Annotated in this window: 17 protein-coding genes and 1 pseudogene; 6 read left to right on the plus strand and 12 right to left on the minus strand. The window is 63.3% G+C overall.

The genetic code is table 11. The features are described from left to right. Positions 1-221: 221 nt before the first annotated feature. Positions 222-581 (plus strand): response regulator, encoded by a 360-nt coding sequence (locus J3B00_RS18790; RefSeq protein WP_209870078.1) that lies wholly within the window; start codon positions 222-224, stop codon positions 579-581. 182 nt (positions 582-763) lie between these two features. On the opposite strand, the gene J3B00_RS18795 is transcribed toward J3B00_RS18790, so the two are convergent. From J3B00_RS18795 to J3B00_RS18805, 3 genes and pseudogenes are all read right to left on the minus strand, one after another. After that, positions 764-2,866, minus strand: a complete 2,103-nt coding sequence (locus J3B00_RS18795) for an EAL domain-containing protein (protein WP_209870081.1) — start codon at positions 2,864-2,866, stop codon at positions 764-766. A 131-nt stretch (positions 2,867-2,997) separates the two neighbouring features. Beyond that, positions 2,998-3,165, minus strand: a pseudogene (locus J3B00_RS18800) (RidA family protein); the annotation flags it as partial. A gap of 69 nt (positions 3,166-3,234) precedes the next feature. Then, positions 3,235-3,447 (minus strand): PLDc N-terminal domain-containing protein, encoded by a 213-nt coding sequence (locus tag J3B00_RS18805; protein ID WP_209870084.1) that lies wholly within the window; start codon positions 3,445-3,447, stop codon positions 3,235-3,237. A gap of 285 nt (positions 3,448-3,732) precedes the next feature. Here J3B00_RS18805 and J3B00_RS18810 point away from each other — a divergent pair, with 285 nt between their 5' ends. After that, a complete protein-coding gene (locus tag J3B00_RS18810; RefSeq protein ID WP_209870087.1) occupies positions 3,733-4,740 on the plus strand; it encodes a GlxA family transcriptional regulator in 1,008 nt (335 codons plus the stop codon). Positions 4,741-4,746: 6 nt separating this feature from the next. On the opposite strand, the gene J3B00_RS18815 is transcribed toward J3B00_RS18810, so the two are convergent. Beyond that, complete coding sequence (locus J3B00_RS18815) at positions 4,747-5,418, minus strand: TetR/AcrR family transcriptional regulator (protein WP_209870090.1); 672 nt, start codon at positions 5,416-5,418, stop codon at positions 4,747-4,749. A 154-nt stretch (positions 5,419-5,572) separates the two neighbouring features. Then, positions 5,573-7,480: a 3-dehydroshikimate dehydratase QuiC gene (quiC, locus tag J3B00_RS18820; protein WP_209870093.1), complete on the minus strand. Its 1,908-nt coding sequence runs from the start codon at positions 7,478-7,480 to the stop codon at positions 5,573-5,575. A gap of 329 nt (positions 7,481-7,809) precedes the next feature. Here quiC and J3B00_RS18825 point away from each other — a divergent pair, with 329 nt between their 5' ends. Continuing rightward, positions 7,810-9,186, plus strand: coding sequence for an MFS transporter (locus J3B00_RS18825; protein ID WP_209870096.1), 1,377 nt, complete (start codon positions 7,810-7,812; stop codon positions 9,184-9,186). Positions 9,187-9,446: 260 nt separating this feature from the next. Here the strand turns inward: J3B00_RS18825 and J3B00_RS18830 are convergent, their stop codons facing one another. The 5 genes from J3B00_RS18830 to J3B00_RS18850 form a co-directional block, all read right to left on the minus strand. Beyond that, entirely contained in the window at positions 9,447-10,859 is a 1,413-nt protein-coding gene (locus J3B00_RS18830) for a DOPA decarboxylase (RefSeq protein ID WP_209870099.1), read from the minus strand. Between the two features lie 82 nt (positions 10,860-10,941). Then, entirely contained in the window at positions 10,942-11,886 is a 945-nt protein-coding gene (locus J3B00_RS18835; RefSeq protein WP_209874992.1) for a LysR family transcriptional regulator, read from the minus strand. Positions 11,887-11,974: 88 nt separating this feature from the next. Then, complete coding sequence (locus J3B00_RS18840) at positions 11,975-12,688, minus strand: YebC/PmpR family DNA-binding transcriptional regulator (protein WP_209870102.1); 714 nt, start codon at positions 12,686-12,688, stop codon at positions 11,975-11,977. 311 nt (positions 12,689-12,999) lie between these two features. Next, positions 13,000-14,391 (minus strand): FAD-dependent oxidoreductase, encoded by a 1,392-nt coding sequence (locus J3B00_RS18845; RefSeq protein ID WP_209870104.1) that lies wholly within the window; start codon positions 14,389-14,391, stop codon positions 13,000-13,002. 13 nt (positions 14,392-14,404) lie between these two features. Continuing rightward, entirely contained in the window at positions 14,405-15,721 is a 1,317-nt protein-coding gene (locus J3B00_RS18850) for an MFS transporter (protein WP_209870107.1), read from the minus strand. Between the two features lie 189 nt (positions 15,722-15,910). Here J3B00_RS18850 and J3B00_RS18855 point away from each other — a divergent pair, with 189 nt between their 5' ends. Both J3B00_RS18855 and J3B00_RS18860 read left to right on the plus strand, forming a co-directional pair. Next, on the plus strand, positions 15,911-16,780 hold the full coding sequence (locus tag J3B00_RS18855) for a LysR substrate-binding domain-containing protein (protein ID WP_209870110.1): 870 nt from the start codon (positions 15,911-15,913) through the stop codon (positions 16,778-16,780). Between the two features lie 130 nt (positions 16,781-16,910). Continuing rightward, a complete protein-coding gene (locus J3B00_RS18860) occupies positions 16,911-17,273 on the plus strand; it encodes a DUF2784 domain-containing protein (RefSeq protein WP_209870113.1) in 363 nt (120 codons plus the stop codon). Here J3B00_RS18860 and tam read toward each other — a convergent pair. Both tam and J3B00_RS18870 read right to left on the minus strand, forming a co-directional pair. Next, the gene (gene tam / locus J3B00_RS18865) at positions 17,270-18,046 is read right to left on the minus strand and encodes a trans-aconitate 2-methyltransferase (RefSeq protein WP_209870116.1); all 777 of its coding nucleotides are present in this window, start codon (positions 18,044-18,046) and stop codon (positions 17,270-17,272) included. The genes J3B00_RS18860 and tam overlap by 4 nt on opposite strands. Before the next feature lie 102 nt (positions 18,047-18,148). Beyond that, complete coding sequence (locus tag J3B00_RS18870; protein ID WP_209870119.1) at positions 18,149-19,561, minus strand: amino acid permease; 1,413 nt, start codon at positions 19,559-19,561, stop codon at positions 18,149-18,151. 333 nt (positions 19,562-19,894) lie between these two features. Here J3B00_RS18870 and J3B00_RS18875 point away from each other — a divergent pair, with 333 nt between their 5' ends. Further along, positions 19,895-21,322 carry a PLP-dependent aminotransferase family protein gene (locus J3B00_RS18875; protein ID WP_209870123.1) on the plus strand — a complete coding sequence of 476 codons (1,428 nt, stop codon included), beginning with the start codon at positions 19,895-19,897 and terminating at the stop codon, positions 21,320-21,322.

Raw genomic sequence — 21,322 nt, forward strand, 5'->3', positions numbered from 1 at the left:
GGCGGATTGCGCCTGAGGTGATGGCGCCCGCTGTTGCCGTTTGCTGGTTCAAAGGCAAATTCTAACCAGCTTTGCCGCTTCTGGCAGGGGCATTTAGCCAGTATTTGAGAACGGCATGCGCCAATCGTTCCATCGAATTGCAGCGAACGTTATGCTGGGGAACTTCTACCATTGCTCTGGGCACAGAGTAGAGACACTTCTTTTGCACAGGACCCCTATCAATGCACCTTCTGGTAGTCGAAGACGACGACATCGTTCGTATGCTGATGGTCGAAGTGCTCGACGAGCTGGGCTACACGGCCATCGAGGCGGACACCGCCACGGCCGCCCTGCGCATTCTCGAGAGCGCCGATCAACCGCTGGACCTGCTGATGACTGATGTCGGCTTGCCGGACATGCGCGGCGAAGAGCTGGCGGCCAAGGCACGGGAAATCCGCCCGCTGCTGCCGGTGCTGTTTGCCAGTGGTTATGCCGACAGTTTCAACGTGCCTGAGGGCATGCACCTGATCGGCAAGCCGTTCAGCATTGACCAGTTGCGGGACAAGGTGGTGGCGATTCTGGGCGCGCCTGACGCGCTCTAGGCTGGCGGCTGGATCGCTGAGGCTGCTGCGCAGCGCGACCCTGTAGGAGCGGGCTTGTCCCGCGAAGAGGCCGGTCCAGCCAACGTGGTGTATGCGTATGGCACCGGCTTCGCCGGTTTCGCGGGACAAGCCCGCTCCTACAGGGTATGCGCTGCATAGCGATCATCGTAGCGACCCCTGGTTCAGTCAACGCCGATCTTGCCAATATGGGTCACGCGCTCACTGGCTGGCACCGGCCGCCCGTACAGATACCCCTGGAAATGCGAACAGCCCTCCGCGCGCAGGCGCTCCATCTGCTCCGCCGACTCAACCCCCTCGGCCGTGGTCTTGATCATCAGGCTATTCGACAGCTCGGTAATCGCACGGATGATCGACATCGCCTCTCGGCTATCGCACATGTCATGCACGAAAGACTTGTCGATCTTGATTCGATCAAACGGGAACGAACGCAGATACCCCAGCGACGAATAGCCGGTACCAAAGTCATCCAGCGAAATCGACACGCCGAGGTCTTTCAGCGCACGCAGCGTGCGCACGTTCTCTTCGCTGTTGCCAAGCAGCACCGACTCGGTAATCTCCAGCTCCAGGCGCAACGGCGACAGCCCGGAGTCAGCCAGCGCCAAGGTGACGATATGCACCAGGTTGGCGTTCTTGAACTGCACCGGTGACAGGTTCACCGAGATGATCTGCTCTGTTCCCCAACTCGCCGCCTCCTGGCACGCCAGGTTGAGTGCGCGGGCACCAATCTCGTGGATCAGCCCGGTCTCTTCGGCAATCGGGATGAAGTCCATCGGCATGATCATGCCGCGCGCCGGATGCTCCCAGCGCAGAAGCGCTTCGTAGCCGGTGACGTCCTGACTTTGCTGATCGACCACGGGCTGGTAATGCAGCTGCAATTGGCCCAGGTGCAGCGCGGTGCGCAGGTCGGTCTCGACCAGGCGGCGCTGGCGGGCGGCGACATCCAGCTCAAGATGGAAGCATTCATAGCGGTTGCGACCGTTGCGCTTGGCCTCGTACAACGCCATGTCGGCATAGCCGAGCAACTGCTCGGCCTGGTGATGGTCATCCGGAGACAAGGCGATGCCGATGCTTACCCCAACGCTAAACTGATGCCCTTCGATCTGGAATGGCGGGGCAATCGCTTCGATCAGCCGACGTGCGGTAACGCTGGCGGCTTCTGCGCTGTCCAGGCTGGTCAGGACCACGGCGAACTCGTCACCGCCCAAGCGGGCCAGGGTGTCATGCTCGCGCAGCTCGCGCCGCAGGCGCTTGCCCAGGGCCCGCAGCAGCTTGTCACCGAAGGCGTGGCCAAGCGAGTCGTTGATGTTCTTGAAATTGTCCAGGTCCAGGCACAGCGCGGCGGTCAGCTTGCCGCTGTCTTCGCTGCGCAGCAGTGCCTGCTTGAGCCGTTCATGGAACAGGGTGCGGTTGGGCAGGCCGGTCAGTGCGTCGTGGTGCGCCATGTGGTGGATCTGCGCATGCGCGGCCAGCTCTTCGGTCGCGTCTTCGGCGACGAACAAGACATAGTCGGCCTGACCGTCGCGGTGCTGGCTAAGCAGCGCACGGCTGCGCAGGGTGCGCGAGCCGCAGGCGGTGTCGACGCGGGTCTCGGCAGAGTAACCCTTGCTGCTGCGCGCGCCACGCGCGAGCTGCTGCTCCAGGTAGTCGACGGCCGGCGGTATCAGGCAGTCGCTTGGCAACTGGCCGATCATGCTCGCACCCTGACTGCCAAACAGCCGCTCAGCCTGCTGATTGGCAAGCAGAATACGCTGCGAGTGCAGGTCCTGAACGATGACGCTGGCCGGGATGTTGGCGATTACCGAATCGAGAAAGCGCGACAGGTTGGCCATTTCCTGGCTGTACTGCTCGGCCAGCACTTTCGCCTCCAGCAGTTCCAGCTCATAGCGGTGGCGCTCGGAGATATCGCGGGTGACCTTGGCAAATCCCACCAACTGTCCCTGGTCGTCACGCACGGCATCGATCACCACATGGGCGCGAAAGGCACTGCCGTCCTTGCGCACCCGCCAGCCCTGCTCCTCGAAGCGACCCGTCAGCAGCGCCTGCTGAAGGTTGTGCTCGGGCACGCCGGCATCGCGCTCATCGGCTTCGTAGAACAGCGAGTAATGCTTGCCGACAATTTCTTCGGCGCTGTAGCCTTTGGCCCGCTGCGCTCCGGGATTCCAGTTGGCGACCACGCCTTCGGGCGTGAGCATGTAGATGGCATAGTCCACCACGCTCTGAATCAACAGTCGGTACATGACGTCGGGACTTGCGACTAGCGACATGGAATTTCCCTGAACCTGCGGCACATGCGATGACGCCCCGGCCGAATGGACCGGGGTAGAGGATTAAGTAATGGCATTATGCCGCGACTCGGGCAATTTTGTGAACTGCGTCACACAATCTGGCGGCGGCGCGCCTGCTCGGCAAATAATGGCGAAAGGCGGCCCTCGGCATCTTCGCCGCCCTGCCCGGCAACGTAGAGCAAACGGCTACCGGCGCGGACGTCGGCGACGTGCGAATAGGCGTTGCCACTGGGGTCATACAAGCCTTCGGGATTGGACAGCTGGAAAGCAGTTGGCATGAGGTCGCTCCATCGAGTGAAAGAGCGACCGAGTATCAAACCTCGAGCAAGGTCGAGGTCAAGCCCGTTCTATTTTTCTTCGAGCACCGCGCGCCCCTTGACCGCGCGCGGCCCGCGCCACAGCCAGAAGAGCAAGCCGGGAATCGGCGCATAGACCACGAAGACGATCCACAACATCTTGCGTTCAGCGCGTCGTTCACTGCCAATGATCTGCCAGATGGCAGCGATCTCCAACAAGATCACAAAGGCGGCGACGATGATCCAGATCGTACCGATTTCCATAAGCGTTCCTCCGGTGTACAGGTACTGCATTGGGTTACAAGCAGCGCGAAGCGTTCATTCTGATAATCAGCTACCTGTATCCACTCTAGCTCGCTCGCAGGTGCTGTGCAGGCGGTGCAGCGTGATCTGGCGCACTTGCGCCTTGCCCTGGGAAGCGGCCACCACTGCCAGACCTCACGCACTTGCCTGCATACGACATCCAATACCACCTCAGCACCCGATCGGTTGTCTTTCTCCGGTGCCACGAGCACACTCCTCTGCGCCAGCCAGGAAGCGGAGTCCGCAGTGCCCACACCACGTCATTTCAGCAAGAAGACCGGCACCACCAACATGCTCCGGCTCAAGTCCGCAGCCGGTGACGTGCAAACGCCTTACCGGGTCGACTTCATCTTGCTCGAGCACTTTTCGATGGCCAGCTTCACCGTGGCCATGGACGTCCTGGTCACGGCCAATCTGCTGCGTGCCGACAGTTTCAGCTTTACCCCGCTATCGCTGGACGGTGAGCGGGTCGTCAGTGACCTGGGGCTGGAGTTGATTGCCAGCGACCTTGAGCCTGGCGCGCTGAAGGGGCTGGATTTGCTGGTGGTGTGTGGCGGCCTGCGCACCCCGCTGAAATACCCGGAGCTCGACCGCTTGCTGGCCGACTGCAGCGCCCATGGCATGGCCATGGGCGGCTTGTGGAATGGCGCCTGGTTTCTCGGCCGCGCCGGGGTACTGGCCGACTATGGTTGCAGCATCCACCCCGAGCAACGTGCGAGCCTTGCCGAGCGCAGCCCACAGACGCGTATTACCCCGGCCAGTTTCACCCTTGACCGCGACCGCCTGACCGCCGCCAGCCCCAACGGCGCCATGGAGCTGATGCTCGGCCTGGTGCGGCGCTTGTATGGCGATGGGCTGGCAGAAGGGGTCGAGGAGATCCTGTCGTTCTCCGGCGCGCGCTACCGCCAGGTAGGCCCGGGGGCGAAGAAGTCGATGAGCCTGCACCTGCGGACCATCGTCGAGCTGATGGAAAACAACCTTGAAGAAACCCTCAGCCTTGACCAGTTGGCCGCCTACAGCGGCCGCTCGCGGCGCCAGATCGACCGTTTGTTCCAGGCTCAACTGGGCACTTCACCGCGGCGCTACTACATGGAACTGCGCATCACCAAGAGCCGCCGCCTGTTGCAGTACTCCGACCTGTCGGTGATGGACGTGGCGGTGGCCTGCGGCTTTGTCTCGGTGTCGCACTTCAGCAAGTGCTATGCGGCCTACTTCGGCTACCCGCCGTCACGCGAGCAACGGCTGGGCGAATGACAACGGTCAGGCGCGGATAAAGCTCATTACGGCATCGCCGATCATCTGCTTGTGGCGCTTCTTGATCTGGTCATCGGCGAGGTCGATCTGGAAGATCTCGCTGAAGGTGTGTCGGTTGGAGACGCGATAGAAGCAGAACGAGCTCATCAGCATGTGCACGTCGATGACTTCGATGCCCGCGCGGAACACCCCTTCCTTGACGCCCCGTTCGAGGGTCTTGCCGAGGGTCTCCATGACCACGCTGCTCATCTCGCGGATCACCGGCGATTGCTTGACGTACTCGCCGTAGTGGATGTTCTCGGTAGAGACGATGCGCACGAAGTCGACGTTGTGGTCGTGGTGGTCGAAGGTGAACTCGACCAGCCGGCGCACGGCTTGCTCGGCAGGCAGCGCATCGAGGTCCAGGCCTCGCTCGGTCTTGCGGATGTCTCCGTAGAGCTTGACCAGGCACTCGACGTAGAGCTGCTCTTTACTGCCGAAGTAGTAGTAGATCATGCGTTTGGAGGTGGCGGTGCGCTCGGCGATGGCATCGACCCTGGCACCGGCCAGGCCCTGCTGGACGAACTCGCTGATAGCGGCCTGGAGGATATCCTCACGGGTCTTCTCAGGATTGTTCTTGCGTGCCTTGCGCCCGCCTTCGATGGCAGGCTCGCCGAGGCTGACTACGGAATCACTCATACCCACTCACAGGCTAATTATTGGAATAAAGGGGGATTATCCGTGAGCAGCGCGGTGCAGGGAAGCGCGCTGTTGGTCGACTGGTCAGGTTTGTGGGGTGTCAGTGCAGGCCTCCAAACGGGGCAAGTACTGACACCACACTGGCTAGCGGGCCCTACAGCACCGGCTTGCGTGCCGCGCCGCTACGTGCTTTGGCCATGGCTGCCAGACGCACCGCTACGTTGGCCGCGCCATAACCGGCATAGCCGCCCTTGCGCTGGATGATTTCGAAGAAGAAACGATCCTCGAACGCTTCGGTGTACACATGGAACAGCTCGCCGCCCTGCGCGTCGCGGTCGTACAGCACGTTGTAGTAGGCCAGCTCGCTGAGGAACTCGTCGTCGAAGTCAAAGCGCGCGGCGAGGTCATCATAGTAATTGAGCGGGATCTCCAGCAAAGGCACGCCCGCTTCCTTGGCTCGCGCAACTTCACGGAAGATGTCTGCACAATCGAAGGCGATATGGTGCACCCCCGAGCCACGATAGCTCGACAGCGCATGGGCGATCGCGGTATTGCGATTCTCGGAAATATTCAACGGCAGGCGCAGGCTGCCACATTGGCTGCGCAGGGCACGGCTCTTGACCAGGCCATAAGGGTCGGGCAGCACGACCTCGTCGTCGGCAGCGAAGTCGAACAAGGTCTTGTAGAACAGCACCCAGTTATCCAGCGAGTCGGCCGGCAAGGCCAGGGCCATGTGGTCGATCCGCTGCAGGCCACCGGTGGCCTGCTCGCCCGCACCGAGGCGGAAGTCGCTGTCATAGATGGTCTCACCCGCACCGGCCTGCTCGACCAGGTAGATCAGGCTGCCGTCGGGGGCACGCACCGCGGGGATCTCGCGCTCGTTGGGCCCAACCAGGCCACGGAACGGCTGGCCACGGTAGTCGGTGGCGCGCTGCAGCGCAGCCTGGCCATCCTTGACCCGCAAGGCGGTAGCGCACAGCGAAGGGCCATGGGCCTCGAAGAAGTTGTGCGCAAACGAATAGGGTTCGGCGTTCAGCACGATATTGATATCGCCCTGGCGCAGCAGCCGTACGCCTTTGCTGCGGTGCGCGCCGGCCTCAGCGAAGCCCAGGCGCTTGAGCCAACCACCCAGACGGGCGCCAACGGCCTCGTCGACGGCAAACTCGAGAAACTCGACGCCGTCGTAGGCACTGGCCGCAGGCGGGGCAAACAGCACGCCAGGTTCTACCGGGCGCGCTTCGCGTTCCAGTTGCAGGCGGGTTTTCTCTTCCAGATAGAGCAACGAGCGCAGGCCATCGGCGGCATTTTGCCGGGTCGGCGCGGCGCGGAAGCCGTCGTTGAAGATCTCCAGCGACAGCGGGCCACGGTAACCCGTGGCCAGGATCGGCGCGAGGAAGCCTGGCAGGTCCATTTCGCCCTGGCCTGGGAAGCAACGGAAATGCCGGCTCCACTCCAGCACATCCATGGCCAGGATCGGCGCGTCGGCCATCTGCACGAAGAAGATCTTGTCGCCCGGGATCTCGCGGATCGCACTGGGGTCGCCCTTGAGCGACAGGGTGTGGAAGCTGTCGAGGATCACCCCCAACGCGGCGTGATCGGCCTGGCGCACCAGGTTCCACACCTGCTGGTAGGTATTGACGTGGCGGCCCCAGGCCAAGGCTTCGTAGCCAATGCGCAGACCGCGGGCGCCGGCGTGTTCGGCGAGCAGGCGCAGGTCGTCTACCAGCAGTTGTTCATCACCGAGGGCATCGGCCTGGACGTTACTGCAGACCAACACCAGGTCGGTACCCAGCTCCTGCATCAGGTCGAACTTGCGCTCGGCGCGGTCGAGGTTTTTCTGCAGCCGGTCGCGGCGGCAGCCTTCAAAGTCGCGAAACGGCTGGAACAGGGTGATGGCGATGCCGAGATCGGCGCACATCTGGCGGATCTCGCGCGGGCTGCCGGCGTAATAAAGGAGATCGTTCTCGAAGATTTCAACGCCGTCAAAGCCGGCGGCGGCGATGGCTTCGAGCTTTTCCGGCAGAGTGCCGCTCAAGGACACGGTGGCTATCGAACGCTGCATGCGGGAGTTCCTTGTTATTGGAGCGCAGCGATGAAGCTGCGCAGAAACGACGAAGCCGAAAACCCTTGCGGGTTTCTGGCACGATCAATTATTCGCAGGTAAAGTCTGCCCAGCAATGTGTTTTGTACGGAACGGTTAGTTTTTGTGCGATTACCGAACAAAAGCGGGTTTAGCGAATTGATTCAGTGCTTGACCCTGATCAACCATGACCCTCAGTTACAGGCTAGCCGAACGCCCCTCACTGCCCTGCGAACGTTCGACGGATCCTGTACCGCCAAGCCCAGCGTCACGACATAATAAGTTCAATAACAAGAACAACGGAGACAACGATGGCTCACTCCAGCTCTCAAGCCAAGAAAGCGACCGCCAGTGGGTGGATAGGCTCGGCTCTCGAGTACTACGACTTCTTCATCTACGCCCAAGCCGCAGCCCTGATTTTCCCGCAAATCTTCTTCCCGTCGATGGACCCGAAAATGGCCATCATCGCCTCGCTGGCGACCTACGGTGTCGGTTACCTGGCCCGTCCGGTGGGTGCTTTTGTCCTTGGCCACTGGGGTGATACCCGCGGCCGCAAGAATGTCCTGCTGCTGTGCATGTTCCTCATGGGGATCTCGACCATGGCCGTCGGCCTGCTGCCGACCTACCATGACATCGGCATTCTCGCCCCGATCATTCTGGTGGTACTGCGCCTGATCCAGGGCTTTGCGGTCGCCGGGGAGATCTCCGGAGCCAGCTCGATGATCATGGAGCATGCGCCATTCGGCCGGCGAGGCTACTACGCCAGCTTCACCTTGCAAGGTGTGCAGGCGGGTCAGGTAATGGCTGCGGCGGTGTTCCTGCCACTGGCCTACTTCATGCCGACTGAAGCCTTCAACGACTGGGGCTGGCGGATTCCGTTCCTGCTGAGTGCATTTGTTCTGGTGGCCGGCTTCATCATCCGTAAGGAAGTCCACGAGACGCCTGCCTTCGTCAAGGAAGAGAAACAGGCCAAGATTGCCAAGTCGCCTATCCGTGAAGCCTTCCAATACAGCTGGAAGCACATGGTGCTGGTCATGTTCATGGCCTTGATGAACGTGATCCCGGTGGTCGCCACCGTCTTCGGTGCGGCCTACGCGGTACAGCCGGCGTATGGCATCGGCTTCGACAAGAGCGTGTACCTGTGGATTCCGGTGGTCGGCAACATCGTTGCGGTGCTGGTGATTCCATTTGTGGGCAACCTGTCTGACAAGATCGGCCGTCGCCCGACGATGATCGCGGGCTGCCTGGGCTCGGGTCTGCTGGCCTTTGTTTACCTGTACGCCATCAGCATCCAGAACGTTCCGCTGGCCTTCGCTGCCTCGATCGTGATGTGGGGTATGGTCTACCAGGGTTACAACGCGGTATTCCCAAGCTTCTACCCAGAGCTGTTCAACACCCGCTACCGCGTCTCGGCCATGGCCATCGCCCAGAACGTCGGCACCATGCTCACTGCCATGCTGCCTGCACTGTTCGCCGCGATTGCACCACCGGGCTCGGAGAACATCTGGCTGGTGGTTGGCGGTTCGGCGTTCTTCATCACCTGCATCTGCGCCCTGGCTGCCTATGTGGCACCAGAGACGCATCGCCTGGCGATGGAAGACCTGGGTAATCCAGATGCCAAGCCGATGGAGAAGGAAGCGTACGAGGCTAGCCGTAAAGGTAGCCTGAGCAGCGCCGCTACACATTAAGACCGCGGGGGGCCGCTACGCGGCCCTTTCCGACCGGTGCGGCGATCCGACTTGCTCCGCGAAGAGGCCGGTCCAGCCGCCGTGTTGTATGGCACCGGCTTCGCCGGTTTCGCGGGACAAGCCCGCTCCTACAGGGTATGCGCCGCATTTACGGGCTTTGTTCTCTGCGCAATCTCCCACAGGACGCGCAGTAACCTGTGGGAGCGGCCTTGCCGGAGCGCGGGACCGGTCGGATAGGCCGCGCAGCGGCCCCAGCGATCTCAGACCTTGACCACCTCTTGCAACCTCGCCCACAACCGCTCGACATGCTCACGCTCTGTCGGCAACGCCCCCACCGAAACCCGCACCATCCACTGCCCTTCCAGCGTCGCCGGCGTCACATAGGCGTCACCCGAGGCATTGAGCCGCTCTGCCCACCCTCGCGTATGCGCATCCAGCGCCTCCCCCGCCAGCCCGTCCGGGCAATGCCGAATACACAGCGTTTGCAGTTGCACCGGCGCCAACACCTGCCAGCCTGCGGCCGCCTCAACCTGCTCGGCCAGCCAGCGGGCGTTGTCCAGGTCACGGCGCAGACGCTGCTGCAACGCCTCGACGCCTTCGCTGCGCAACATGAACCACAGCTTCAGGGCGCGGAAACGCCGCCCCAGCGGAATCCCCCAGTCACGCAGGTTCTTCACCTCGCCATCGACCGCCGACTGCAGGTAGCTGGGGTTGGTGCTCATCACCCGGATCAGATGCTGCGGATCACGCACGTAGTAGATCGAGCAATCGAAGGCCACGCCCAACCACTTGTGCGCGTTGACTACCACCGAGTCCGCCTGCTCGATGCCATCCCACATCCAGCGGCACTCGGGGAGGATCATCGCCGACCCGGCCATGGCCGAATCCACGTGCAGCCAAAGCCCGTACGCCTGGCTGATGGCGCCGATCGGGCGCAGCGGGTCGAGCGCTGTGGTCGTGGTGGTGCCGGTGGTGGCGACCACTGCGCACGGCTGGTTGCCCGCTGCCAGGTCTGCGTCGATCGCCGCCTGCAGCGCCGCCGGGAGCATGGCGAACTGCTCGTCAGTAGGAATCAGGCGGATATTCTCGCGACCAAAACCTGCCAACAGCGCGGCCTTGTCCACCGAACTGTGGGCATGCGCGCTGACGTAGATGATCAGAGGCTTGGGCTGGGCCTGCAGGCCGCCGCGGGTCAGGGCAAAATCGCTGGCGCGCTCGCGGGCGCAGATCAGCGCCACCAGGGTGCTGGTCGAAGCGGTGTCCTGGATCACCCCGCTCCATTGCGATGACAGGCCAAGCAACTGGCGCAGCCAGTCGAGGGTGGTTTCTTCCAGTTCGCTCAGGGCCGGGCTCGATTGCCAGGACAGGCCGAGCACTCCGAGGCCGGTACTGAGGAAGTCGCCAAGCACCGACGACAGCGTGCCATTGGACGGGAAGTAGCCGTAGAAGTCGGGGTGCTGCCAGTGCGACAGGCCGGGCATGAGTAACTGGTTGACGTCGTCGAGGATCGCCTCGAAAGGTTCGCCTTGCTGCGGTGCCGTGGTTGGCAAGGCGGCTTTGAGGTAGCCGGGTTCGACCTGGGCCATGACCGGGCGTTCGGCGATGGTCTGGCGGTAATCGGCGATGAGGTCGATCAGTTGGTGGCCATACTGGCGAAATTGTTCTGGGGTCACGCGCGGTCTCCTGGGCGGGGTGTCAGTGAGGCCAGTCTAGGTGCCGCTGCCTGGTCGAAGAACCCCGCTTCGCGCATACCTCCTATGGCAAACGCGCATGCCCACCCTGCACGCCGAACTGCGAGGCACGCCACAGCTCGAAGACTCGATTGCGCAGCCAGCGGTGTTCAGCCGAGGCCTGCAGACGCTGGTGCCAGACCACCCAATAGCGCTGGGTGTGCTCAACAAAGCCCAGTGGTCGCCAGGTCAGGTCATGCAAGCGGCACAGCTGCCGGGCGATATGCTCGGGCACCGTGGCCAGCGCCTGGCCGTTGCCGATCACCTGCACCGTGGCGGAGAAGAACGGCACCTCGAGGCTGATCCGTCGTTGCAAGCCCTGCGCCCGCAGATGACGGTCAATGAAACTGTCCTTGTCGCCACCCCCGGAAATCCGCACATGCTTGAAAGCCAGGTAGTCGTCCTGGCTGAGCACGGCCTGCACAGTCAACGGATGGTCCTGGCGCATCAGGCACACCGCCCGATCCTCACCCAGCAGGCGCCCGTGCAGGTTGGCCGGGGACTCGTCGAACAAGGTTGTCGCCAGGTCAATCTCGCCACTGGCCAACAACGCGTACTGCCCGGCCTGCCAGGTGCGGTACTCCAGCGACACACCGGGGGCCTCGCGCTCCAGCGCCGCCACCAGGATCGGCAGCATGTGTTCGGCGACATAGTCGGAGGCGGCCAGGCAAAAGCGCCGTTCACACCGCGCCGGGTCGAACACCGCCGGCTGACGCAGCGCGTGCAGCTCTTCGAGGACCTGGCGCAACGGTTCCAGCAGCGCTTCGGCGTATTCACTGAGTACATAGCCACGGCCCTGACGGACCAGCAGCGGATCATCGAACGCTTCACGCAGGTGCGACAGCTGACGGCTCAACGCCGATTGACTGCAGCCCAGGCGTTCGGCGGCGTGGCTGAGGTTTTTCAACTGCAGCAGGCAGTCGAGGGTGCGCAGGTGGGCAAGGCTGAGGGAGGCGAAGGCAGGGTTCATGGCGGGCAGCGATTGAAGGGACAAGAACATCCCTGGAGGCGCGGCCTGGCGCCGCGAAAAGGGCCGCAGCGCGGCCCTCATACGCTGATCAGTCAGTCAGGCCGACATAGACGTTCTGCACGTCGTCGTTGTCGTCGATCGCCGCCAGGAAGGCTTCGACCTCTTCCAGTGCCTCGGCGCTCAGGCCGTCAGCGCTGACCGGGTTTTTCGGGGTATAGCCGATTTTTGCCGAGATCACGGTGAAGCCTTGGCCAGGCAGGGCTTTCTGCACGGCATCGACATCGGTGGTGTCGGTGATGAACAGGGTCGCGCCCTCTTCTTCGCCTTCAGCAAAATCCTGCGCGCCGGCTTCGATGGCGGCCATTTCCGGGTCCGCATCAGGGTTGGCCGGGGTGGCTTCGATCAGGCCGACGTGGTTGAAGTCCCACGCTACCGAACCGCTGGCACCCAATTGGCCTTTGCGGAACAGCACGCGGATCTGGGCCACGGTGCGGTTGACGTTGTCGGTCAGGCACTCGACGATCAGCGGCACCTGGTGCGGGGCAAAGCCTTCATAGGTGACTGCGGTGTACTGCACCGCATCGCCATCCAGGCCAGCGCCTTTGCGAATCGCTCGCTCCAGGGTCTCGCGGGTCATCGAGGCTTTTTTCGCCTGTTCGATTGCCAGGCGCAGGCGTGAGTTGGAATCAGGGTCAGCGCCGGACTTTGCAGCGATCTGAATTTCCTTGGCCAGCTTGCCCATGACCTTGCCTTTGGCATTGGCAGCGACTTCTCGATGTTTGGCTTTCCACTGTGCGCCCATGTCGACTCTCTTTGTTTCAGCGGGCCGGTTCAGGAAGCGACCGGCCAAAGTGGGTGCAGTTTATACGCCCTCGCGCGGTGGATCGACAAGAAATCTTGCTTGCTGCCGTTGATCGGTATGGGGCCCCTTTCCGACCGGTCCTGCGCTCCGGCAAGGCCGCTGCCACAAACACAGCGCCAGTCTTGAGGCATGCGCGACCTCTGTGGCAACTGCCTTGCACAAAACCTAAACGTCAGCGCGATCCCTGCGGGAGCGGCCTTGCCGAAGCGCCGGGCCGGTCGGAAAGGGCTGCGCAGCAGCCCCTATGGCCATCAGCCTTTATCGGCCTTGCCTGCGGCGGCGGCAAAGCGTGCCAGGCGTACATCCAGCTGGCGCGGGCGCACGCCACGGTCCTCCGCGCGTTCCTTGCGCCGGATCGCGTTGCGTACCAGCAGCGACCCCAGGTAGCGAATCGGCTCCGGCGGAAACTGCCCCAGCGGGCCCTTGACCAGCCCCGAGCGCGTCCAGGCGTTGTCCAGCCCCAGCGCCAACGAAGCGAGGATCTGCCCACCCATGTGACACGGCCCGACGCCACTGCCCGAGTAGCCAAAGCCATAAAACACATTGCCCTGGCCATCCAGCCGGCCAAAGAACGGCAGCCCGGTCACCGAGCGGTCCGATGGACCATTCCAGCTGGCCGCCACCGGCACCTGGGCCAGTGCCGGGAAAAACTCGCTGAGGGTGTCGCGCAGCAACGGCTGATACGGCGACGGCTGATCGAACACCGGCAGCATGCGCCCACCATAGGCAAAGGTATTGCCACCTTTGCCCAGCATCAGCCGGCCATCGCTGGTGTTGTGGTAGTAGTGCACGAAGATCCGCGAATCGAGCACGCTGATGCCGCTGTCCAGACCGATCTCGCCCAGCAGTTCAGGGCACGGTTCGGTGATCACCATGTCGCTGGAGACGATCGCCACGCTGCGCTCGAACTGGGGAAATGCCCGCGCCATCCAGGCGTTCATCCCCAGCACCACGCGGTCAGCCCGGACCGTGCCGTTGCGGGTGCGTACCTGCACCGGCGCGCCGTGTTCCAACCCGGTCATCGCCGTGCCTTCGTGAATGCGCACGCCGCGCTGCAGGGCGAGCCGGCGCAGCCCACGTACCAAACGGCCCGGCTGCACCGTCGCGGCCGCCGGTGAGAACCAGCCCTCCAGATGCCGCGCCGAGCCCGCCAGGCGTTGCACCTGCTCCAGCGGCAGGCGCTCGAACGAGTTGATGCCCTTGTTCGCCAAGGCGCCAATCACTGCATCGGTGGCGCCTAGCTGCGCCGGGTTGCTGGCGGTATACAGGGTGCCGTCCATGCGGTAATCGCAGTCGATGCCGTTGGCCGCGCAATACTCGCCGATGGCGGCGATGCTGCGCTCGGACTCCTGCACCAGGCGCACGGCTTCGACGGCACCAAACAGGCGTTCGAGGGTAAAGTACTTGGCCGACCACGACAGCGCACAGCCGCCATTACGGCCACTGGCGCCGGCGCCGCAGATATCCGCTTCAATCAACAGCACATCGAGCTGGGGCGCCTGCTCCTTGAGCATCAGTGCCGTCCACAGCCCGGTGTAGCCGCCGCCGACAATACACACGTCACATCGCTCATCGCCGGCCAGCGGCAGGCACACGGCGTCGTTATCCTGGTCCAGGGCCTGTTGCAGCCAGAAGGGTCTCATCTACTCGGTTCCTTTAGGTTCGCAGTGGCTTGATCGCCATGCTGGTATTGGGCGCGACATCGCTGGCGTGCTCGGCACTTGCCGGGCGGCTGTTCCAGTGCGGCAGCAGCACCAGGGCCGAAAACAGCGCGCAAGCGGCAAACACGATGAACACCGTGAGGGTGTCGAAGTAACCGGGTAGCAGCCCGCCGAGCACCGCACCGACCGAGCCGCAGCCATTGACGAAGCCCGCTGCGGTGGCACCCGCCTTGGCGCTGCCGAAGTCGATCGCGGCAGCGCCGCTGATCATCGAGTCGGGCCCGTACAAGGTCAGGCCCATGAAAAACAGCAGGGCCACCACCAGCGCCACGCTGCCGCTGTTCATTGCCGCCATGAACAGCGCCAAGGTCACCGTCAACAGCAGCAGGCTGATCACGCAGGCCGGCATGCGCCGGGCGCCAAACAGTTTGTCCGAGGCCAGGCCGATGATGATCGGCCCGAGCAACCCGGCCAGTTCGAATGCCGTGGGGATGATCGCCGCACCCACCTTGCCCACCGTCGGCATCTGCTCGAAGACGATCACCGGCCCCCACAGCAGAATCGCGTAGCGGGCAGGCTTGAGCAGAAAGTACGCCAGCCCCAGGGTGAGCACCGTGCGATTGCGCAGGATCTCGCGCAGCGGCGCCCAGACACTGCACAGGTTCGACCCCGGCACCATGCTCTGCGGCTGCGGCTCGACCGCCGGCAGGCCGACGTCTTCGGGTTTGTTGCGTTGAAAGATGAAGAACAGCAGCGCCACACCGGCCACCACGGCGGCGCTGGAGAAGAACGCCGCGTGCCAGCTGCCGACCAGGGTGTAGGCCCACCAGCCGGCGAACGGCGAGGCGACCAGGCCGCCGAAGGCATAGCACGAACTCCACAGCCCGAGCACCCGTCCGCGCTGGGCAGACGGGAAGAAGCTGCCGATGTTCTTGCATAACCCCGCCCAGCCGGTGGACTGTGCCAGGCCCTGAATGAGCATGCAGGTCGCGAAGATCGGGAAGGTCGCGTAGCTGCCCATCACCACCGCCGCCGCCGCAGAAATCAGCAAGCCGCCGAGTACTACCACGCGCGGGCCAAAGCGATCGGCGAGCATGCCCCAGGTGAACTGGCCGACCGCGTAGGCCGCCAGGTAGATCGCATCGAGGTTGGCCATGGCGGCCTTGTCGAGCATGAAGTTGGGGTCTTCGGCGATACCCAGCTTGGCCACTGAAAAGGCCTTGCGGGTGAAATAGAAGCCGGCATAAGCCAGCCAGGTAATGGCGAAAATCTGCATGCGCCAGCGTTTGATTGTGGCTAGTGAAGGGTTCATGTGGGTGTCTGACCTCTTGCTCAAGTGTGCCGGCAGAATGTGAAGAAACGCCTGTCTTGTTGTTGTTGTGATGCACTGCATGACGCTGGTCGTCGTCGGGTCTGGCAATCATCAAAGCAGGAGCTGACTGATAACGAAAATCGATTTATCGTATTTCACACATAAGCTCAGCTTGTTACTGGAGGCGTCATGTCGGTTTCCCAGGCTCAACTCAAGGCCTTTCATGCCGTTGCTGAACACGGCAGCTTTACCCGCGCGGCGGCCAAGCTGTTTCTGACCCAGCCGGCGGTGTCTGATCAGGTGCGCAAACTGGAGGAGCGTTTTGGCGTGTTGCTGTTTCATCGCAACAAGCGCTCGGTGCAACTGACTGACCTCGGTGAACGCCTGCTGGGCGTCACCCAGCGGCTATTCGCCTGCGAGGCCGAGGCGCTTGAACTGTTGCAGGACTCGCGCGCGCTGCTTTCGGGCAGCCTGGTGCTGGCGGTGGATGCACCGGTGCATGTGCTGCCGCAGATTGCCCGCTTTTGCCAGCGCTACCCCGGCATTCAGGTGAAGATCGAGACGGGCAACACTGACGCGTCGCTGGCGCGGCTGTTCAGCTATCAGGCGGATCTCGCCCTGCTCGGGCGTGACGTCGATGATGAGCGGCTGTACTGCGTGCCCATGCGGCGCGACCCGATGGTGGCGTTTGTTGCCCATCAGCACCCCTGGGCAAGCCGTGGCTCGATCAGCCTGGCCGACCTCGACGACACGCCGCTGGTGCTGCGTGAACCCGGCTCGGTGACGCGGCAGACGCTGGAAGAGGAGATGCAGCGCGCCGGCCTGCGTATCCGCCCGGCAATTCAGGTTGAAGGCCGCGAAGCCGCGCGGGAGGCGGTGGTGGTGGGAATTGGTGTGGGGGTGGTATCGGCGGCGGAGTTTGGCGCAGATGCGCGGGTGTGTGCGTTGCCCATCGTCGATTGCCAGCGGCACCTGACCGAGACCCTGGTGTGCCTGAGCGAGCAACGCACACGGCGGGTGGTCGCGACATTTTTGCAGATGGTTCAGGAAGCGCTGTGATCGCGGTACAGCCCCTCGCCACGGCGCCTCGCCGATCCTGTAGGCGCGGGTTTGCCCCGCGAAAGGGCCAGTACAGGCCCAGCAAAAATCAGCCTATGCTAAGGCTCAAATCCACTACCTATACCTCCTCATGCTCTACCGCCTGACCGCCGACGCCCTGGTCCTGCTGCACCTGGCCTTCATCCTGCTGGTGCTGTTCGGCGGCCTGCTGGTGCTCAAATGGCGCCCCGCCCTGCTCGTCCATCTACCCGCCGTGGCCTGGGGCATTGCCGTTGAATGGCTGCACCTCGACTGCCCGCTGACCGCCTGGGAAAACCGCATGCGCGCCGCCGCCGGCGATGCCGGCTACCCGGGCGGGTTCATCGAGCACTACGTCTGGCCGCTGATCTACCCGGCCGGGCTGACCGCGCAGATTCAGCTCCAGCTAGGCCTGATCGTGCTGCTGCTCAACCTCGCCGTGTACGGCTACGTGCTCTGGCGATGGCGTCGCTAGCGGGTGGCGACCACGAACAAACGCGGGAACGGCAGCAAGACCTTGCCATCGGTCGCCGCCGGATAGTCCCGCTGCATGGCTTGCAGATACACCTGAAGAAAATCCGCCTGCTCCCCTTCCTCAAGCCGCGCCAGGTAGGGGCGCAGCGCCGAGCCCTTGAACCACTCCACCACCGCCTCGGCGCCGCCCATCAACGGGTGGTGATAGGTCGTGCGCCAGACATCCACCCGGCTGCACAGCGGGCTGAGCAGATCGTAGTAGAAGGCCGCCGTGTGTCGCGGCGGCAGCGCAAAATCGGCGAACTTGGCGGCCCACGGCCCGCGGCTGGCGATCTCGCGCAACTGGCGATGGGCCGGCTCATCGAGGTTGTCCGGGGTTTGCACCGCCAGGCTGCCGCCCTCACTGAGCTGGCGCAGCAGGTGCGGGTACAGCGAAGCGTGGTCGGCCACCCACTGCAGAGATGCATTAGCAAGGATCAAGTCCTGCGGCTCGGGCGCCTTCCAGCTGGCGATATCAGCAATTTCGCAGCGCACCCGTGGCACGCACAGCCGGCGTCGCTCGCGGGCCTTGGCGATCATGTCGGGGTCGCTGTCGAGCGCCGTGACCTGAGCATCGGGGTGACGCTGCAACAGGACCTCGGTGGAGTTGCCCGGGCCGCAGCCCAGGTCAGTGGCATGGCGCACCGAGCGTGGCGGCACGGCGGCAAGCAGGTCGCGCACAGCGCGGGTGCGTTCGTCTTCGAACAGGGAATACTGATTGGCGGACCAAGCCATGGTGGCCTCCTTTGGCGGACAGTCCCTCTAGCATAAGCCAATCACAAACAAAAACGGCCGGAACCCCATCAGGTCCCGGCCGCTTCATACCCGCTTCAGCGCTTAGTGTTTCTTGGCGCTGCGCATCTGATGGACCACACCCATCGCCACCACGATACCCGCGGCGATACCGGTGGAGATCACCAGGATCTGGTAGTCAGGCATGAACGCCATGGTCACCAGGGCGGCCACGATGAACGCGATCACCAGGTAGGTCAGCCAGGGGAACAGCCACATCTGCAGGCGGATTTCCTTGCCCTCGGCGACCAGCTTGCGACGCATGCGCAGCTGCGAGAAGGCAATCACCAGGTACACCAGCAAGGCGATCATGCCGGTGGTGTTCATCAGCGTGTCCAGAACGTCTTTTGGACGCAGGGTCTCGCTGAAGTTGATCAGCGCGCAAACCACTGCCACGGCGCACGAGCCGACGATGGCGAACACTGGCACGCCGGTACCGGCGCGGGTGATCTTGAAGAACGACGGCGCGTCGCCACGCTGGGCCAGCGAGAACAGCATGCGCGACGCCGTGTAATGGCCGGAGATCAGGCAACTGCTCACCGAGGTCAGCACGACGAAGTTCATCAGCAGCTCGGCGTACGGCACGCCCAGCAGCTCCAGGGTCCGGCGGTAGGCGCCATAGCCCGACTCACCCAGGTGCGGGTCGTTCCACGGCACCAGGCAGACGATCAGGAAGATCGAGCCGACGTAGAACAGGCACACACGCCACACCACCGAGTTGGTGGCCTTGACGATCTGCCCGGCCGGGTCCTTGGACTCGGAAGCAGCGATGGTGACGATCTCGGCACCGAGGAACGCAAACATCACACCCAGCAACGCCCCGATCACCGTGGTGATGCCATTGGGCATGAAGCCTTCGGCGGTCAGGTGGGTAATGCCGCGCACTTCACCGAATTGCCAGATGTTCAGCACCGCCGCGCCGCAGACGATCAGGAAGCAGACGATCGCGATCACCTTGATCAAGGCGAACCAGAACTCGAACTCTCCGTAGTGCTTGACGTTGAAGAAGTTGACCGTGATCAGCACCAGGGTCGTCGCCAGGACGAAGACGTTGACGCTCACGCTCGGGAAGAAGCCGTGCAGGATCTTGCCCGCCACGTAGGCTTCCCAGGCCATCAGGATGACCCAGTACCACCAGTACAGCCAGCCGATGGTGAAACCGGCCCAGCGGCCAATGGCGCGGTCGGCGTAGGTCGAAAACGAGCCGGTGTCTGGCGACGACGTGGCCATTTCGCCAAGCATGCGCATGATCAGCACCACCAGGATGCCGCCGGCCAGGTAGGCCAGTACCGCGGCCGGGCCAGCGCTGTGGATCACGCTGCCGGAACCGACGAACAGTGCGCCGCCGATAACCCCGGCGATCGACATCATCGTCAGGTGGCGCGGCTTGAGCGAAGCATTGAGCTTGCTCTCCGGCGCCCCTTTGGCGGATGCGGTGGATGTGGATGTTGCGTCCATCAGTTGTGTACCCCGTGCTTCTTTTTATCCAAGGAAATGCGTGAAACCCCGATGGCTAGCGGTTTCACCTGTACATCAGTGCTAATGCGCGCAGGAGGTGTGCACGAGGCACACGCAGGCCTTCCGTGGCGGCCTGTCTTTCGCGTCCGAGGGCCCCTCGAACGAACTGAAACAAAAGGTGTCTGGCGATCTCAGACACCTAATGTAAAAATGTCCGACACAGAGAGCCATGCACAGTGGCATGAAAGTCGCACTGCACTGTACAGGCCCTCGATGCAATACACCGGCAACACCCCGCGGGCGCCGAGCGTTCCGCGCACCTGAAGGCAGCCCATGTTCGAACTACATCCAGACGCTCCGACCCCGCTGGTCAACCAGATCATCGACGGTTTACGCGCGCTGATTGACAACCAGACCCTCAAGCCCGGCGCCAAGGTCCCCTCGATTCGCGCGTTTGCCGCGACCTACTCGGTGAGCACCTTTACCGTGGTCGAGGCGTATGACCGCCTGGTAGCCCAGGGCTTGCTGGTCAGCCGTGGCAACGCCGGGTTCTTTGTCAATCGGGCGGCGGGCGAATTGCTCGAGCAGCAGAGCCAGGAAGCCGACCCGAGCCGTCCGTCGTTCAATTCCGAGTGGTACCTGCAACAGATCTTCGAGACCCGCCAGTTGCCGTTCAAACCCGGCTGCGGCTGGCTGCCCAATGACTGGATGTACGAAGACGGCCTGCGCCGCGGCATGCGCCAGGTAGCCGGGAGCCCGCTGGAGCTGTCCGGCTACGGCGACCCGATGGGCCTGCCCGAGCTACGCACGCTGACCGCGCAGAACCTGCAGCAGGAGCTGTCGATCGTCGCCAACCCGGCGCAACTGATGCTCACCCACGGCGCCAGCCAGGCCCTGGACCTGGCGGTGCGGACGTTGGTGCGCCCCGGCGACGTGGTACTGGTGGACGATCCTGGCTATCCCAACCTGATGAGCATCCTGCGTTTTCAGGGCGCTACCCTGATCGGCGTGCCACGCACACCAGCCGGCTACGACCTCAATCAGCTGGAGCAACTGCTCGCCCAGCACCGGCCGACGGCCTTCTTTACCCAGCCGCACCTGCACAGCCCAACCTGCTCGCGCACTCCGCTGCCGCAGCTGCACCGCCTGTTGCAACTGGCCAGCCAGCACGGCTTCCGGCTGATCGAAAACAACCTGTACGCCGACATGGTCGCCGAGCCGCAGCCGTGCCTGGCCAGCCTCGATCACTTGCAGCAGGTGGTGTACGTCGGTAGCTATTCCAAGAGCATCTCGCCCAACGTGCGGGTCGGCTACCTGCTGGCCAACCCCGATCTGATGCAGCAATTGCTCAGCCTCAAGATGCGCTCAGGCCTGACCACTTCGCAGGTGATGGAGCGCGTGGTCTACGCCGCGGTCATCGATGGCCGCTGGCGCAAGCACCTCAAGCGCCTGCGCCAGCGTTTGGCCGAGGCGCATCAGGAGGTCGGCCGGCATCTGCACCGGTTGGGCTTCGAGTTGTTCATCGAGTCGGACGAAGGCATGTACGTGTGGACCCGCCACCCGGCTATCCCGGACAGCGCGGCGTTGCTCGATGACGCGCTGGAGAAAGGCATCATGCTCGGGCCTGGGCAGTTGTTCATGGTCGATGCGCAGGCTACCGGGTGGATGCGGTTCAACGTGGCGTTCAGTACTGATCCGGCGATGTGGGAGTTGTTGGAGAAGGTGCTGGTGAAGCATGTGCGACGGGCAAGTAACCCATGA

Origin of the sequence: Pseudomonas sp. BP8, assembly GCF_017875955.1 — a bacterium.
Lineage (GTDB): Bacteria > Pseudomonadota > Gammaproteobacteria > Pseudomonadales > Pseudomonadaceae > Aquipseudomonas.

What these genes read in the sequence shown, in the direction of transcription:
- J3B00_RS18870 (WP_209870119.1), bottom strand. Translation starts at nt 19,561, where the DNA reads ATGGACGCAACATCCACATCCACCGCATCCGCCAAAGGGGCGCCGGAG.
- quiC (WP_209870093.1), bottom strand. Translation starts at nt 7,480, where the DNA reads ATGCAGCGTTCGATAGCCACCGTGTCCTTGAGCGGCACTCTGCCGGAA.
- J3B00_RS18875 (WP_209870123.1), top strand. Translation starts at nt 19,895, where the DNA reads ATGTTCGAACTACATCCAGACGCTCCGACCCCGCTGGTCAACCAGATC.
- J3B00_RS18835 (WP_209874992.1), bottom strand. Translation starts at nt 11,886, where the DNA reads ATGAACCCTGCCTTCGCCTCCCTCAGCCTTGCCCACCTGCGCACCCTC.
- J3B00_RS18845 (WP_209870104.1), bottom strand. Translation starts at nt 14,391, where the DNA reads ATGAGACCCTTCTGGCTGCAACAGGCCCTGGACCAGGATAACGACGCC.
- J3B00_RS18795 (WP_209870081.1), bottom strand. Translation starts at nt 2,866, where the DNA reads ATGTCGCTAGTCGCAAGTCCCGACGTCATGTACCGACTGTTGATTCAG.
- J3B00_RS18805 (WP_209870084.1), bottom strand. Translation starts at nt 3,447, where the DNA reads ATGGAAATCGGTACGATCTGGATCATCGTCGCCGCCTTTGTGATCTTG.
- J3B00_RS18855 (WP_209870110.1), top strand. Translation starts at nt 15,911, where the DNA reads ATGTCGGTTTCCCAGGCTCAACTCAAGGCCTTTCATGCCGTTGCTGAA.
- J3B00_RS18840 (WP_209870102.1), bottom strand. Translation starts at nt 12,688, where the DNA reads ATGGGCGCACAGTGGAAAGCCAAACATCGAGAAGTCGCTGCCAATGCC.
- J3B00_RS18850 (WP_209870107.1), bottom strand. Translation starts at nt 15,721, where the DNA reads ATGAACCCTTCACTAGCCACAATCAAACGCTGGCGCATGCAGATTTTC.
- J3B00_RS18790 (WP_209870078.1), top strand. Translation starts at nt 222, where the DNA reads ATGCACCTTCTGGTAGTCGAAGACGACGACATCGTTCGTATGCTGATG.
- J3B00_RS18825 (WP_209870096.1), top strand. Translation starts at nt 7,810, where the DNA reads ATGGCTCACTCCAGCTCTCAAGCCAAGAAAGCGACCGCCAGTGGGTGG.
- J3B00_RS18815 (WP_209870090.1), bottom strand. Translation starts at nt 5,418, where the DNA reads ATGAGTGATTCCGTAGTCAGCCTCGGCGAGCCTGCCATCGAAGGCGGG.
- J3B00_RS18860 (WP_209870113.1), top strand. Translation starts at nt 16,911, where the DNA reads ATGCTCTACCGCCTGACCGCCGACGCCCTGGTCCTGCTGCACCTGGCC.
- tam (WP_209870116.1), bottom strand. Translation starts at nt 18,046, where the DNA reads ATGGCTTGGTCCGCCAATCAGTATTCCCTGTTCGAAGACGAACGCACC.